Below are 15,027 nucleotides of genomic sequence, written 5' to 3'. Positions count from 1 at the left end.
GCTGGATGGCTGCACAATCCCGGCCCGGAGGGTTGCCACGGTGTGCGCCCGCACCTGCGTTGGCCACCTTGAACGTGGCACCACCACGTCCTGCGGCGTCCGCCTTGGTGCGAACGCACACCGCGGCAACGCGGGGCACTGGACTTGGTCAGAGGCTCCTTAACGCACCGCGCGCCCGGCCTTCTCGCCCATCAGCTTGAGCAGCAGGGCACAGCCGAATCCCCAGGCGCCGTTGAGCAGCAGGGCGCCGATGATCAGCTTGGGACTCCAGCCACCAGCGAAAGCCAACCCCTTGAGCGGGAAGACAATGAACAGGGCCACCGCGGTCGGGCCGATGGCGCCGAACAGGGTCCAGTTGAGCCAGTATCGGCTGCGGGCGACATTGCGCAGGAGCAGCCACAGGCCAATGCCCCAGACGCCGCCCCAGAAGGCCAGCGAGATCACCGAGGGCACGCCGATTGGCGGCACCGGCGCCAGATTCCACGGCATGTTCGGCACCAGGCCGCCGAGATGGAAGAGCCAGAGCAGACCCTGGTGGAAGACAAGGGTGGACACGAATCCCGCTATGAAGGCCTTCACTGGCGCCATCGTCCGCTCCAATCAGTTGTTGTCCGGGCTGCGAGAGTAGTACGAGCGGCCTGCCCTGCGCACCTGCCGCCGTCAGTCCTTGCGCACCAGGGCGGCGGCCTCCGCGGCGAGCCGTCCGATCCGCGCGTAGTCGCCGGCCCTCAGCGCGTCGCTGGGCACCATCCATGAGCCGCCAAGGGTGGCGACGTTGCCCAGCGCGAGGTAGGCCGGGGCCTTGACGAGATCGATACCGCCGGTGGGACAGAAGCGGACGCCGGCGAAGGGGCCGGCGAAGCTCTTCAGGGCGGCAATGCCTCCGCTGCTCTCGGCCGGGAAGAACTTGAACCGGCGGTGGCCATGCTCCATGCCACGCATCAGCTCGCTGGCGGTGGCGATGGCCGGAATCAGCGGAATCGGTGAAGCGGCGGCGGCAGCGTAGATCGCCTCGGTCGCGCCCGGAGAGATGGCGAACCGGCCGCCGGCGCCTGCGACATTGGCCAGATCGGTCGCCGACAGCACGGTTCCCGCGCCGACGATGGCGCCCTCCACTTCCGAGGCCATGCGCCGGATCGCCTCGACCGCGACGGCCGTGCGCAGGGTCACCTCGAGCACCGGCAGTCCGGCATCGACCAGGCAGCGCGCCAGGGGAACGGCCTGTTCAAGGTCATCGATGGCGATCACCGGCAGCACCGGGGCCGCGGCAAACACGGCGTCCACTGCGGCGGCGCGGCTTTCGGGAGTCCAGGCGGTCATGCGTTGCGGTTCCTCAGGCTTGGCGCAGGGCGACCGCTGCGCCGAGCAGGCCGGGGTGCGCATGGGTGATGACATGGATGCTGACCGACTCAAGGTAGGCGGCGAAACGCCCCTTGGCCAGGAAACGCTCGCGGAACGCGCTGCTGCGCAGGAAGGGCAGGAAGCGCGGCACGATGCCGCCGGCGATCAGTACCGTGCGCGCGCCATGGATCAGCGCAGCGTCTCCGGCGACGCTGCCAAGCACCGCGCAGAAGCGGGCCAGCGTGCGCCGCGCCAGCAGGTCGTGGCCCTCCAGCGCCGAAGCGACGATCTCGGCCGGGTCACGCAGAGGATGCTGCTTGCCCACCGGCCGACCGACCTCGGCACCGCCCAGGGCGGCGTGGATGTAGGACAACCCGGTTCCGCAGAGCAGCCGCTCGTTCGAGGTCCGCCCGTGCCGCGCGCTGATCCAGCGATCGATGCACTGCTCCTCCTCGCCCAGCGCGGCAAAGCTGACGTGGCCGCCCTCGGTCTCGATCACCCGCCAGCCCTCGGCCTGGCTGCCGACCAGCATGGCTACGCCTAGCCCGGTCCCTGGCCCGAGCACCGTCACCGGCCCGCGCAGCGCCGCCGCCGGGTCGCCGTGCAGGGTGACCCGGTCCTCCGGACCGAGCTCCGGCACCGACCAGGCCACCGCACCGAAATCGTTCAACACCTGCAGCCGTTCCAGCCCCAGGACTTCGCGCAGCTCGGCCTGCGAGAACGACCAGGCCCGGTTGGTCAGGCGGATCTCATCCGCGCCCACCGGACAGGCCACGGCAATCGCCGCCCGCCTCGGGCTCTCGCCCACCGACTGCAGGTAGTGCTCGGCGGCATGCTGCAGGCTGGCAAACTCCGCCGCCGGCAGGCTCTGCGGCTGCAGGATCTGTGGATGCGGGGTCGCCAGGTCGCTCAGCGCAAAGCGCGCATTGGTGCCGCCGATATCGGCGATCAGCGCAAGGTTGGGGTTGTCGTTGGGGGTCACTGGATGACCTCGCGGCGCCCGCCGGCAGTGCTCCCTGGCCGCACCGAACGGCGGACTGTAGGAGCCAGCTTGCTGGCGATGGGAGGGCTGCGTCGCGACGCAGGTGCGCTTGATCTTGAGCCCAGAGCAGAAGCAAGTGCTTTCAGACCGACCTTCCTCGCTCCCAAAGCATGGCCGTCCTTGGCCATTCCCACGTGCGGCCGGCCCGAGTTACTTCTCTTTGATCGCCAAAGAGAAGTAACCAAGAGAAAGGCGACCCCACTTCCGCGCCGACGCTGCTTTGCAGCGCCGGTGCCCTGCGCTACTCGCCAGCTTCGGGCCGGCGCGTTCGAGCTCGAGCTCGTGGTAGCTGCGAAGCAGCCCAGCTCGCACATCCATGTGCTCGAACATGCGCGCCTTTCCCCCGAAGCCGGCTGCGTTGCTCGGCGCTGCACACGGGACCCGAAGATCAAGAGCACGCTTCGACCAAGCGTTGCGTGGGGCTTGCGGGCTTTGCGGCCAGGATGGACGATCAACGCGGCCCCTGTCTGGCGGCGGGCGGGTGGAGAACAAGGCCCGCAGGGGCGAGCACAGGGACGTGCTCGCGTTCGCCCAGCGCAGCAGGCGCTGTCGGCGAACCCTCGGAACCCGCACGCGTACCTGGAGGGCAGGAAGCCCGGAAGGCGCCTGACCGGGGTGTCCTTTCTTTGGGTCACCTTGCTTTGGACAAGCAAAGAAAGGTGACTCGGGCGGCCCGCAGGGCAGTCCGGAACGCTCTTGATATTGATTTCGCTCTGGCCGCGATGCTGGCTCAAAACCCGGATCGAGGCGCCACCGCGGCAGGACTCAGCCGAGCGGTCGCGGGCAAGCCCACTCCCACAGAAGAGCCGCCTGGCCCGGCCATCGCCAGCAAGCTGGCTCCTACAACAAGCGGTAGCCGCGCAGAAGCGGATTGCCATCGGCCTGCGCCGCTCAGCCATCGCAGAACAACGAGCAGGCCCCCTGCTCGGCCGATCCCACATTGGCCCGCATCAGCCCGAACATCTCCCTACCGACACCGGCGCGGTTGCCGCTGAAGTCGCCCTGCCAGGGCGCGCGGGTCGACCATTCGGCCTCGTCGACCTCGGCGCTGATCAGCCCGGCCTCGGCGTCGATATGGATCAGGTCGCCCTCGTGGACGCGGGCGATGGGGCCGGCGTCGGCGGCTTCGGGGACGACGTGGATGGCGGCCAGTACCTTGCCTGATGCGCCGGACATGCGGCCGTCGGTGAGCAGGGCGACCTTCTGGCCGCGGTCCTGCATGACGGCGAGGGTGGGCGTGAGCTTGTGCAGCTCGGGCATGCCGTTGGCGCGCGGGCCCTGGCCGCGGATGACGGCGACGAAATCGCCGCTCAGCTCGCCGGCCTTGAAGGCGACCAGCAGCGCATCCTGCGAGTCGAAGAGCTTTGCCGGCGCCTTGATACGGCGATGCTCGGGAGCAACCGCGCTGATCTTGACCACGGCGCGGCCAAGGTTGCCGGACAGCCGGCGCAGCCCGCCCTCCGGGGCGAACGGATCGGCCAGGGTGCGCAGCACGTCGCGGTCCAGCGACTCGGCCGGCGGTTCGCGGAAACGAAGGGTGGTGCCGTCCAGCCAGGGCTCGCGGGCCTGGCCCTCGAGATCGCTGCCGGAAATGCACAGGATGTCGCGATGCGCGAGCCCGGCGGCGAGGAGCTCGCGGATGACGAGGCCCAGGCCGCCGGCGGCGTGGAAATGGTTCACGTCGGCGCTGCCGTTTGGATAGATCCGGGTCAGCAGCGGAGTGGCCTGGGAAAGCTCGTCGAGATCATCCCAGTCGATCAGGATGCCGGCGGCGCGGGCCACGGCAACCAGGTGGATGGCGTGGTTGGTGGAACCGCCTGTTGCGGCGAGACCCACCAGGGCGTTGACGATGGCCTTCTCGTCGATCACCCGGCCGATCGGGCGGTAGTCGTCACCCAGCGCGGTGATCGCCGCGGCGCGCTCGGTGGCGGCGACGGTCAGCGCGTCGCGCAGCGCGCTGCCGGGATTGACGAAGGCGCTGCCCGGCACGTGCAGGCCCATCATCTCGATCAGCATCTGGTTCGAGTTGGCGGTGCCGTAGAAGGTGCAGGTGCCGGGGCCGTGGTAGGAGGCGCTCTCGGCCTCGAGCAGCTCGTCGCGGGTCGCCTTGCCCTCGGCGAAGCGCTGGCGAACGGCGGCCTTTTCCTTGTTAGGCAGGCCCGAGGTCATCGGCCCGGCGGGGACGAAGACCACCGGCAGGTGGCCGAAGCTCAGCGCGCCGATCAACAGGCCCGGCACGATCTTGTCGCAGACGCCAAGCAGCAGCGCGGCATCGAAGGCCTCGTGCGACAGGGCGACACCGGTGGCCAGCGCAATCGTGTCGCGGGAGAACAGCGAGAGCTCCATGCCGGTGCGGCCCTGGGTCACGCCATCGCACATCGCCGGCACCCCGCCGGCGACCTGGGCGGTGGCGCCGATGGCCCGGGCCGCTGCACGGATCAGGGTCGGGTAGTGCTCCATCGGTTGGTGCGCCGAGAGCATGTCGTTGAAGGCGGTGACGATGCCGATGTTCGGTGCGCGCAGCCCCTTCAGCGCCGGCTTGTCGGCGCCGCTCGCGGCGAAGGCATGGGCAAGGTTGCCGCAGGCAAGACGCGAGCGGGCCGGCGCGGTTTCACGCGCTGCCTCGATGCGGGCGAGGTAGTCACCGCGGGTCCTGCGGCTGCGCTCGATGATGCGTTCGGTGACGCGGGCGATTCGGGGATCAAGGCTCATCACGGACTCCAGTACACGGCCACCGGCGCGGCGGCGTCGTGCAGGAACAGGCCGATCGGCCGATCGGCGGAGGGCTCGGCGTCGAGCACCGATTGCCAGACCTTGCGCTTGCCGTCGCCGGTGATGCCAAGGATACGCGCATGGCTGCGCTTGAGCCGTGCAAGACCGAGGGTGATCCGGGCATGCGGGGCCTCGGGCGGCAGCGGCTGCGGCGTGACGACGAAGGCGCTGCCCGCGCTGGACGGATCGATGGCGGAATCAAGGCCCGGACTCCCCGGGAACAAGGAGGCGGTATGCGCATCGCCGCCCATGCCAAGGACCACGGCATCGAAGGGCGCGTCCAGATCGACCAGCCGGGCCTCGGCGAACTCCGCGTTCGGCGCTCCATCGGCCTTCGCCGGCACCAACGGAACGAAATGTACACCGGAGGCGGCCTCAAAGGCGCGCCGCATCTCCGCCTCGTTGCGGTGCGCGTGGTCGGCGTCGACCCAGCGCTCGTCGGTCGCCAGCAGCGAGACGCGCGACCAGTCGCGCGCCTGCGCGGCGAGCAGCCGATAGGCGGCGAACGGGGTGCGCCCGCCGGCCAGTGCCAGCACCGCCCGGCCGCGCTCGGTCAGCGCCCGGTCGATCAGTTCGCCGAGCCGGCTGGCCAGGGCCGCTGCAAAGGCACCGGCGTCCGGGCATTCGACCAGCACGCCGCGCACCCTTCCTCTCGACTCCATCGCCCTACTCCCGCCAGCTGTGACCGTGGCGCTCGGTCAACGAGACCGCCGCGCTCGGCCCCCAGGTGCCGGCCGGATAGTGCTTCGGCACGGTGCCGGCATGGCGCCAGCCATCGAAGATCTCGTCGACCCAGGCCCAGGCACATTCGACCTCGTCGCGGCGCACGAACAGGGTGCCGTTGCCTTCGATGGCGTCGAGGTAGAGACGCTCGTAGGCCAGCCGACGGCGGTGGTGGGCAAACTCCTCGTGCAGGTCGAGGTCGAGCGAGACCTGCGACAGGCGCAGCCCGTTCCGGTCGAGGCCGGGCGTCTTGCTCATCAGGCTCAGCTCGATGTGCTCCTCCGGCTGCAGGCGGATGACCAGGGCATTGGGATCAACGTTGGCCCCGGCCTGGGCGAAGATCGAGTGCGGCACCGCGCGGAACTGCAGGTAGATCTCGGTGCAGCGCCGCGGCATGCGCTTGCCGGTGCGCAGGTAGAACGGCACGCCCGACCAGCGCCAGTTGTCAATGTGCGCGCGCAGGGCGACGAAGGTCTCGGTGCGGCTCGGCCGGCCCAGCTCGTCCACATAGCCCGGGACCGCCTTGCCGTCTACCGCGCCGGCCGTGTACTGGCCGGCCACGCTGTGCCCGGCGACGTCGGCGCGTCCGATCGGGCGCAGCGAGCGCAGCACTTTCTTCTTCTCGTTGCGCACGGCGCTGGGGTCGAACTGCGAGGGCGGCTCCATGGCGGTCAGGCAAAGCAGCTGCAGCAGGTGGTTCTGCAGCATGTCTCGCATGGCGCCGGAGTCGTCGTAGTAGTCGCCGCGGCCCTCCACACCCACCGTTTCGGCGACGGTGATCTGCACCTGCTCGATGTGCCGGGCGTTCCACAGCGGCTCGAACAGCGCATTGCCGAAGCGCAGGGCGATCAGGTTCTGCACGCCCTCCTTGCCGAGGTAGTGGTCGACGCGGTAGATGCGATCCTCGTCGAAGCTCTGCGCGACGCCGTCGTTGATCTCGATGGCGGTGGCGAGGTCGTGGCCGATCGGCTTTTCCAGCAGGACCCTCGTGCCCGGGTCAGCGAGGCCGTGGCGGGCGAGGTCGGCGCAGATCTGGCCGTAGAAGCGCGGCGCGGTCGACAGGTGGAAGACCACGTCGCCGTCGCGCATCGACCTGACCCGTTCGGTGAGCTGGGCGAACGAGTCCTCATCGCCGAGTGCCGCCGGCTGGTACTCGATGCGCTCGAGCAGGGCGCGCAGCGAGGCCTCGTCGCGGTCGGCCTCGGGCACGCGCTGCTCGATGGTCGCCGCCACCATGTCGCGGAAGCCTGCGCTGTCCAGTTCGGAGCGCGCCGTCCCGAGCAGCCGGAAATAGGGCGGCAGCTGGCCATCACGGTGCAGGCCGTAGACCGAGGGCAGCAGCATGCGCTGCGCCAGATCGCCGGTGGCGCCGAAGATCACCAGCAGGGAAGCAGGTTGCGAACTCATCCACGCGCTCCTTCGGGAAGACCCCAATCTAACCGCTCGGCCGCTGCGTTCTGCCACGCATACGATTGCACAGGCCGCTCAGGCCGCCGCCGGGACCCGTCGCCGCGCGCGGCGCCAGCCGTCGGCCGCGTAGATGGCGAGGGCGGCCCAGATCATGCCGAAGCCCATCGCCTGCTCGGCGACGAAGGGCTCACCCAGCAGCAGGACCCCGCAGATCAGCTGCAGGGTGGGTGCGAGGTACTGCAGCAGGCCGATCAGCGACAGCGGGATGCGTCGGGCGCCGTAGGCGAAGCCGATCAGGGGCAGGGCGGTCAGCGCGCCGCCGAACACCAGCAGCAGGTCCTTCCAGCCCGGCTGGTGCAGGAAGGCCGCGCTGCCGGCCAGCTCGGACCAGACCAGCCAGCCCAGCGCCAGCGGCAGCAGGACGAGGTTCTCCACCGCCAGTCCGGGAATGGCGTCGATGACCGCGTAGCGGCGGACCAGGCCATAGAAGCCGAAGGTCACGGCCAGCACGAGGGCGATCCAGGGCACGCCCTCGTGGCGCGTGCTCAGCCAGAGCACGCCCAGCGCGGCAAGCCCGACCGCCGCCCACTGCACCCGCCGCAGCCGCTCGCCGACCACCAGCACGGCCAGAACGACGCTGACCAGCGGATTGATGAAGTAGCCCAGGCTCGCCTCGACCACCTCGCCATGGGTCACCGCCCAGATGTAGACCGCCCAGTTCAGCCCGATCAGCCCCGCGCTGAGCAGCAGCAGGCGCAGCAGCCGCGGATTGCCGAAGGCCTCGCGCAGCGCGGGCAGCATGCCGCGCACGGCGAGATAGACCAGCACGAAGACCACGCACCAGACCACCCGGTGGGCAATGATCTGCAGCGAGGGCACGCTGGCCAGCAGCGCCCAGTAAAGCGGAAACACGCCCCACAGCGCGTAGGCGGACAGGGCCGCCAGCAGGCCGCGGCGATCGGGCGAGGTGTCGGTCATGCTGGGTCCTCGGCAGCACGGCGCTGCCGGCCCGGCCATTGTGCATCGCAGCAGGCGAGGCTGATAGACGCGCCGATCACGGACTACGACGCCCGGGTCCACTATCCCGTTCGAGGCAAGGGTTCGAACCGCGAACGGCAATCCGCCGCGCCGTCCGGGCTTCGATACCTCAGCCCGAACGGATGCAGCCTTCCCGCAAACTTGCCCGCCACCCCGTTCGCGGTGAGGTATCGAACCGCGAGCGGCAACCCGCCTCGCCGTCCGGACTTCGATACCTCAGCCCGAACGGATGGGGCCTTTCCGTTGAGCGCAGCTTGCTGTGCGGGTCCGGGCGCCTCGTTCGCAGATGGGCCGACTGCGACCTCGACGCGAGGCCGGACGAACCCCCTCCCAACCTCCCCCTACCCCGCCTTCGGCGGCGCAAGGGGTGGGGCAAGAGCCGACAGCGCGCGCCCGAACGTTGTTCCCGCCCCCACTGGCGCTCAAACGCGCCCACACGCCTCGAGACTCCCCGCCCCCCGTTCGCGGTGAGGTATCGAACCGCGAGCGGCAAGCCACCGCGCCACCCCGCTCCCCGCCCCCCGATCCCCACTCCCCATTCCCCACTCCCGGCTCCCCGTCCAACTCCCCTCGCTCGCAGCGCGCCCTGCTTCGTGCTTGAATGGCGGCACTGAAGCGGGGGTGTCCGGGCGCGGTCCGGGCTGAGATCAAACCCTTGGAACCTGGCCGGCGGTCGCGCTGGCGAGGGAGTCTTCGCCGGCCCCGCCGACGCGCTCGCTTCCCCACTCTCCGTAAGCCCAGCGAGCGCCGAAGTCATGAATGCCCTGCCCTCCGACCTGATCCGTCGCACCTCCGAACTCTCCGCCGACGTCACCCGGCCCATCCCCGGCTCGCGCAAGGTCCATGTTACGGGCTCGCGTCCCGACCTCAGGGTGCCGATGCGCGAGATCGCGCTGTCCGATACGCCGAAGATGTTCGGCGCCGAGAAGAACGCCCCGTTCACCGTCTACGACACCTCAGGCCCTTACACCGATCCCGAGGCCCGCATCGACCTGACCGCCGGCCTGCCGGCCCTGCGTGCAGAGTGGATCCGCGAGCGCGGCGACACCGAGCAGCTGCCCGGCCTGACCTCCAAGTACGGTGTTCAGCGTGCCAATGACCCGAAGCTGGCCCCGGTGCGCTTTCCCGCCACCCACCGCCCGCTGCGCGCCAAGGTCGGCGCCAACGTCAGCCAGATGCACTACGCCAAGCGCGGCATCGTGACCCCGGAGATGGAATACATCGCCATCCGCGAGAACCAGAAGCTGGAGGCGATCCGCGAGGCGCACCTGCTGCGCCAGCATCCCGGCGAGTCCTTCGGCGCGGCGCTGCCCAAGCTGATCACCCCCGAGTTCGTCCGCGACGAGGTCGCCCGCGGCCGCGCCATCATCCCCAACAACATCAACCACCCGGAATCCGAACCGATGATCATCGGTCGCAACTTCCTGGTGAAGATCAACGCCAATATCGGCAACAGCGCGGTGACCTCCTCGATCGCCGAGGAAGTCGAGAAGATGGTCTGGGCGATCCGCTGGGGCGCCGATACCGTGATGGACCTGTCCACCGGCAAGCACATCCACGAGACCCGCGAGTGGATCCTGCGCAACAGCCCGGTCCCCATCGGTACTGTCCCGATCTACCAGGCGCTGGAGAAGGTCGATGGCCGCGCCGAGGAGCTGACCTGGGAGATCTTCCGCGACACCCTGATCGAGCAGGCCGAACAGGGCGTGGACTACTTCACCATCCACGCCGGCGTGCGCCTGGCCTATATCCCGCTGACCGCCAAGCGCGTCACCGGCATCGTCTCGCGCGGCGGCTCGATCATGGCCAAGTGGTGCCTGGCGCACCACAAGGAGAGCTTCCTCTACACGCACTTCGAGGAAATCTGCGAGATCATGAAGGCCTATGACGTGGCCTTCTCGCTGGGCGACGGCCTGCGCCCAGGCAGCATCGCCGACGCCAACGACGCTGCCCAGTTCGGCGAGCTTGAGACCCTGGGCGAGCTGACCAAGATCGCCTGGAAGCACGACGTGCAGACCATGATCGAAGGCCCCGGTCACGTGCCGATGCAGCTGATCAAGGAGAACATGGACAAGCAGCTGCGCGAGTGCGGCGAGGCGCCGTTCTACACGCTCGGCCCGCTGACCACCGATATCGCGCCCGGCTACGACCACATCACCAGCGCAATCGGCGCGGCGATGATCGGCTGGTACGGCACCGCCATGCTCTGCTACGTGACGCCCAAGGAGCACCTTGGCCTGCCCAACAAGCAGGACGTGCGCGACGGCATCATCACCTACAAGATCGCCGCCCACGCGGCTGATCTCGCCAAGGGACACCCCGGCGCCCAGGCCCGCGACAACGCGCTGTCCAAGGCGCGCTTCGAGTTCCGCTGGAGCGACCAGTTCAACCTCGGCCTCGATCCGGAAAAGGCGCAGGAGTTCCACGACGAGACCCTGCCCAAGGACGCCCACAAGCAGGCCCACTTCTGCTCGATGTGCGGGCCGAACTTCTGCTCGATGAAGATCACCCAGGACGTGCGCGATTTCGCCGCCGAACAGGGCATCTCCGAGCAGGAGGCGCTGGAAAAGGGCATGCAGGCCAAGGCCGCCGAATTCCGTGAGAAGGGCGCCGAGGTCTACCAGCCGGAGTAGCCCGGCCGGACAAGGGCAGGCGCCGGCAGGTTCGGGCGCGAAGAAGACCTTCCGCAAAACCCGAATGTAGGAGCCAGCTTGCTGGCGACCGTCCCGTCCGGGGCGCCAATCGCCAGCAAGCTGGCTCCTACAGCGGGACCGAGGCAAAGACGCACTTCGCGCCCTCAATATGCCCTTACCCACCGCTCCACCCCAGCCCCCTGTCACGATCAGCCGCCACCGGCCGTCGACGGCTTAGCTGATAATGTGAGCTCTGGCCGATGGCGTCAGTCGTCCGCCCCGAGTCGAATCGAGGAGTCGCCATGTCCCTGAAGACCCGCATGACCCCGAAGGAAAAACGCCACCTCTGGATCCGTATCGTCACCGCCGTGGTGGCGATCTGGCTGCTGGTCGCCTGCGTGCTCTGGTGGTGGTGGGACTACGAGCCGCGCCCGTTCGACGTGGTCAAGTCGGCTCAGAAGCGCGCCTCGGCCGAGGGCCAGCCGGTGGTGGTCGGCAGCGTGACCACGTCCACCCTGATCCGCGTCTCCGAGACCCTGCTCGACAAGCGCGGCGGCTATCTGTCCAACGACTACGCCCCGCCGGGCGTATGGATGGACAACGTGCCCAACTGGGAGTTTGGTGCCCTGGTCCAGGTGCGTGACCTCGCCAAGGCGTTCCGCAACGAGTTCTCCCGCTCGCAGACGCAGAGCACCGAGGATCCGGACCTGCTGGAGGCCGACCCGCTGTTTTCAACGCCGTCGGACCGCTGGCTGCTGCCGGCTTCGGAGAACCAGTACCGCAAGGCCATTGGCCATGTCGACGCCTACCTCACCCGGCTCACCGATGACGACGAGTTCAACGCGCAGTTCTACGCCCGCGCCGACAACCTCGCCGACTGGCTGGCGGTGGTCGAAAAGCGCCTCGGCTCGCTCTCGCAGCGGCTTTCGGCCAGCGTCGGCCAGATCCGCGTCGATACCGACCTCGGCGGCGACAAGGACGCCCGGCAGTCGACCCCTGCCCCGGACGTGCAGACCGTGCGCACGCCCTGGCTCAAGGTCGACGATGTCTTCTACGAGGCCCGCGGCTCGACCTGGGCGCTGCTGCATTTCCTGCGCGCCGTCGAACACGACTTCGAGCCCGTTTTGCGCGATAAGAACGCCCTGGTCTCCCTGCGCCAGATCATCCGCGAGCTGGAAGAGTCGCAGACGCCGCTGTTCAGCCCGATCGTGCTCAACGGCTCGCCCTACGGCTTCTTCGCCAACCACTCGCTGGTGATGGCCAACTACATCTCGCGGGCCAACGCCGCAGTGATCGACCTGCGCAAGCTGCTTGAGCGAGGCTGAGGCAGGGCAAGGCGGGCGCGGCACGCGCCCGCCCGGCGACTCGGGGCACTACCTCTGGCTCGACGCGCTGCGCGCCTTCGCCGCGCTGTCCGTGCTTGGCTACCACCTGATCGTCATGGGCGGCCTGGAAGTGCCGGTCTCCTCAATCGGGGGCTGGCTGAACTTCGGCTTCCTCGGCGTCGATCTGTTCTTCGCCCTCAGCGGCGCGGTGATGGTGATCTCCACCCGACGCCTGATCGACAGCCCGGCGGACGGCTGGAGGATGACCTTCACGCGCCGCCGCCTGGCGCGCATCGTCCCGCTCTATCTCGCCAGCTGCGTGCTCTTCCTGCTCGTCGTCGAACCGTTCCGCCTGCAGCAGGATGACGCGCTGTGGAACCTCGCCAGCCACGCACTGTTCCTGCACAACCTGTTTCCCTCCCTGCACGGCGCCCTGAACGGCCCCAGCTGGAGCCTTGGCGTGGAAATGCAGTTCTACGCCCTGCTCCTGCTGATCGCACCCTGGGCACTTCGGGTGTCACCGGCCTGGCTGCTGATCTCGGCCGCGCTGGTATCGGTCGCATGGCGGCTGGTCGTCTTCAACGCTGTCGCGCCCATGGACGAGGCGCAGGGCGCCGGCCATGGTTTCTTTCTGGCTACCCAGCTGCCCGGCGTGATGTTGAGCTTCGCCGGCGGCGCCGCGGCGGCCCGCCTGCTCGAGCACAGGCGCCCGGGCAGCGATCGGGCGAGCAATTCTGCATGGATCGCCCTGCTGGCCCTGCTCGCCTGGGGCGCCGCGGGCGCCGCCCTGCTCCACCTGCAGGCCGGCTACTGGACCCGGCTGGCCGGCCTGCTGGGCGCCTATGCAGCGGTCTGTGTCGCCACCTCGATAAGCATCTGGCTGGCCCTGCGTCTCCCCGCTCCCCCGCGCCGGCTGGCAGCCCTGATACGCGGCGCCGGCAATCTCAGCTACGGCATCTACCTGTGGCATGCCGGCGTGATCCTGCTCCTGCTGCGCCTGCCCGTGCTGTCGAAGCCGGCGCTGGCCCTGGCCTGCCTTGGCATCACCCTGGCCCTGTCCTGGACCAGCTGGCGCCTGCTCGAACGGCCCTGCCTGCGCTGGGCCCGGGGCAGCCCATCCGGCGCCACGGCGCCCCGCCAGGCCGGCACCTGAGCCGCGCCCTCCAGGCGCATTCAATCCCGGGGGCCGCTTCGGGCGCAAAGCAGACATTCGTAAATAAGACATTCATAGGGTGCGGCTGGCCGCACCGGGCATACCGTCGGAACGCCCGTATCGGTGCGTCCAAGACGCACCCTATGGGGCTTCGCTGACGCCCAACGAAGCCCGACTGTGGGAGCGCACATGGGCGCGACCGCGGCGCGGCGTATTCACCACAGACCGCGGCCGGAGCGAATCTCCGCGGTCGCGGCCATGTCCGCTCCTACGAAGAGCCCGCCCGATCCGGGGCGGTGGCGAACGTCCGCTCTGCGCCCCTATTTGCCACCCGATCACGCGCCCGGTCGGCTACCCCGTAAACCGCCAGCCCAGCGTCTCCCCCGCCGCCAGCGGCACCAGCTCGCGGCCGCCGAAGGGCAGGCTGGCGGGGATGACCTGTTCGGCGCGCTCAAGCGTCACGGTGCCCTGGTTGCGCGGCAGGCGGTAGAAGTCGGCGCCGAAGTGGCTGGAGAAGGCCTCCAGCCGGTGCAGCGCATCGGCGCGCTCGAAGGCGGTGGCGTACAGCTCCATGGCGTGCCAGGCCGTATAGCAGCCAGCGCAGCCGCAGTCGGACTCCTTGTCCTGCTTCGCATGCGGGGCGGAGTCCGTGCCGAGGAAGAAGCGCGGGTTGCCCGAGGTCGCGGCGGCGACCAGGGCTTCGCGATGGCGCTCGCGCTTGAGCACCGGCAGGCAGTACCAGTGCGGACGCACGCCACCGACGAAGATCGCGTTGCGGTTGTACAGCAGATGGTGCGCGGTGATGGTGGCGCCGATCTCGCCCTCGGCCTCGCGCACATAGTCGGCGGCGTCCTGCGTGGTGATGTGCTCGAACACCACGCGCAGCTCGGGGAAGTCGCGACGCAGCGGGATCAGCTTGTCCTCGATGAACACCTTCTCGCGATCGAACAGGTCGATGTCGCGGTCGGTGACCTCGCCGTGCACGCAGAGCGGCATTCCGTGGCGCTGCATGGCATCGAGCGCCGCGCGGCATTTGCCGAGGTCGGTGACCCCGGCATCGCTGTTGGTGGTGGCCCCGGCCGGATACAGCTTGACCGCATGGACGAAGCCCGACTCCGCGGCGCGCGCGATCTCCTCGGCCGATGTGTTGTCGGTGAGGTAGAGCGTCATCAGCGGCTCGAAGTCCGAGCCCTCCGGCCGCGCGGCGAGGATCCGCTGGCGGTATTCGGCGGCCAGCGCGGTGGTGGTGACCGGCGGCTTCAGATTCGGCATGACGATGGCACGCGCGAACTGCCGCGCGGTATCGGGCAGCACCGCGGCCAGCGCCGCGCCGTCGCGCAGGTGCAGGTGCCAGTCATCGGGACGGGTCAGGGTCAGGCGGTCGGTCATGCGCGGCTCCGTAGCGAAGCCTGCATTCTACTGCCCGGGCGCTGCCGGCCGGCCCGCAAGCCTGCCGCGACTGCTCCCCTGTAGACACTCTGTTCCCTGTCAAGCGATTTCTTGGCTCGGGAACAGCCTGCTCCCGTCGTACTTTTCTGGGCTTTTGACGAGGGTCCAGGCAGCGGTGAGCAGCTTTCTCATGACCGCCAC

At 69.2% G+C, this 15,027-nt stretch carries 11 protein-coding genes; 3 read left to right on the top strand and 8 right to left on the bottom strand.

Going from position 1 to position 15,027, the window contains the following annotated elements; translation table 11 throughout:
- Nucleotides 1-159 precede the first annotated feature (159 nt).
- The 7 genes from M0G41_RS17615 to rarD form a co-directional block, all read right to left on the bottom strand.
- Entirely contained in the window at nt 160-555 is a 396-nt protein-coding gene (locus M0G41_RS17615; RefSeq protein WP_248211463.1) for a hypothetical protein, read from the bottom strand.
- A gap of 105 nt (nt 556-660) precedes the next feature.
- Nucleotides 661-1,320 (bottom strand): bifunctional 4-hydroxy-2-oxoglutarate aldolase/2-dehydro-3-deoxy-phosphogluconate aldolase, encoded by a 660-nt coding sequence (eda, locus tag M0G41_RS17610; protein WP_248211462.1) that lies wholly within the window; start codon nt 1,318-1,320, stop codon nt 661-663.
- Between the two features lie 13 nt (nt 1,321-1,333).
- On the bottom strand, nt 1,334-2,323 hold the full coding sequence (glk, locus tag M0G41_RS17605; protein ID WP_248211459.1) for a glucokinase: 990 nt from the start codon (nt 2,321-2,323) through the stop codon (nt 1,334-1,336).
- A 951-nt stretch (nt 2,324-3,274) separates the two neighbouring features.
- The gene (edd, locus tag M0G41_RS17600) at nt 3,275-5,095 is read right to left on the bottom strand and encodes a phosphogluconate dehydratase (protein ID WP_248211457.1); all 1,821 of its coding nucleotides are present in this window, start codon (nt 5,093-5,095) and stop codon (nt 3,275-3,277) included.
- Nucleotides 5,095-5,817: a 6-phosphogluconolactonase gene (pgl, locus tag M0G41_RS17595; protein WP_248211456.1), complete on the bottom strand. Its 723-nt coding sequence runs from the start codon at nt 5,815-5,817 to the stop codon at nt 5,095-5,097. The genes edd and pgl overlap by 1 nt, the downstream gene beginning before the upstream one ends.
- A 4-nt stretch (nt 5,818-5,821) precedes the next feature.
- Nucleotides 5,822-7,285 (bottom strand): glucose-6-phosphate dehydrogenase, encoded by a 1,464-nt coding sequence (gene zwf, locus M0G41_RS17590; RefSeq protein WP_248211453.1) that lies wholly within the window; start codon nt 7,283-7,285, stop codon nt 5,822-5,824.
- Nucleotides 7,286-7,363: 78 nt separating this feature from the next.
- Complete coding sequence (rarD, locus tag M0G41_RS17585) at nt 7,364-8,266, bottom strand: EamA family transporter RarD (RefSeq protein WP_248211452.1); 903 nt, start codon at nt 8,264-8,266, stop codon at nt 7,364-7,366.
- An 815-nt stretch (nt 8,267-9,081) separates the two neighbouring features.
- Between rarD and thiC the strand changes: the two genes are divergently transcribed.
- From thiC to M0G41_RS17570, 3 genes are all read left to right on the top strand, one after another.
- Nucleotides 9,082-10,959 carry a phosphomethylpyrimidine synthase ThiC gene (thiC, locus tag M0G41_RS17580; protein ID WP_248211449.1) on the top strand — a complete coding sequence of 626 codons (1,878 nt, stop codon included), beginning with the start codon at nt 9,082-9,084 and terminating at the stop codon, nt 10,957-10,959.
- A gap of 302 nt (nt 10,960-11,261) precedes the next feature.
- On the top strand, nt 11,262-12,284 hold the full coding sequence (locus tag M0G41_RS17575) for a DUF2333 family protein (RefSeq protein WP_248211447.1): 1,023 nt from the start codon (nt 11,262-11,264) through the stop codon (nt 12,282-12,284).
- Nucleotides 12,271-13,437: an acyltransferase family protein gene (locus M0G41_RS17570; RefSeq protein ID WP_248211443.1), complete on the top strand. Its 1,167-nt coding sequence runs from the start codon at nt 12,271-12,273 to the stop codon at nt 13,435-13,437. The genes M0G41_RS17575 and M0G41_RS17570 overlap by 14 nt, the downstream gene beginning before the upstream one ends.
- A 351-nt stretch (nt 13,438-13,788) precedes the next feature.
- Here the strand turns inward: M0G41_RS17570 and pyrC are convergent, their stop codons facing one another.
- Nucleotides 13,789-14,826, bottom strand: a complete 1,038-nt coding sequence (gene pyrC / locus M0G41_RS17565) for a dihydroorotase (RefSeq protein ID WP_248211442.1) — start codon at nt 14,824-14,826, stop codon at nt 13,789-13,791.
- Between the last annotated feature and the right edge of the window lie 201 nt (nt 14,827-15,027).

Origin of the sequence: Pseudomarimonas salicorniae, assembly GCF_023156535.1 — a bacterium.
In the GTDB taxonomy this organism is placed as follows: Bacteria; Pseudomonadota; Gammaproteobacteria; order Xanthomonadales; family Xanthomonadaceae; genus Pseudomarimonas; species Pseudomarimonas salicorniae.
Note: the sequence above shows the minus strand (reverse complement) of the source record. Positions and strands in the feature narration are given on the sequence as shown.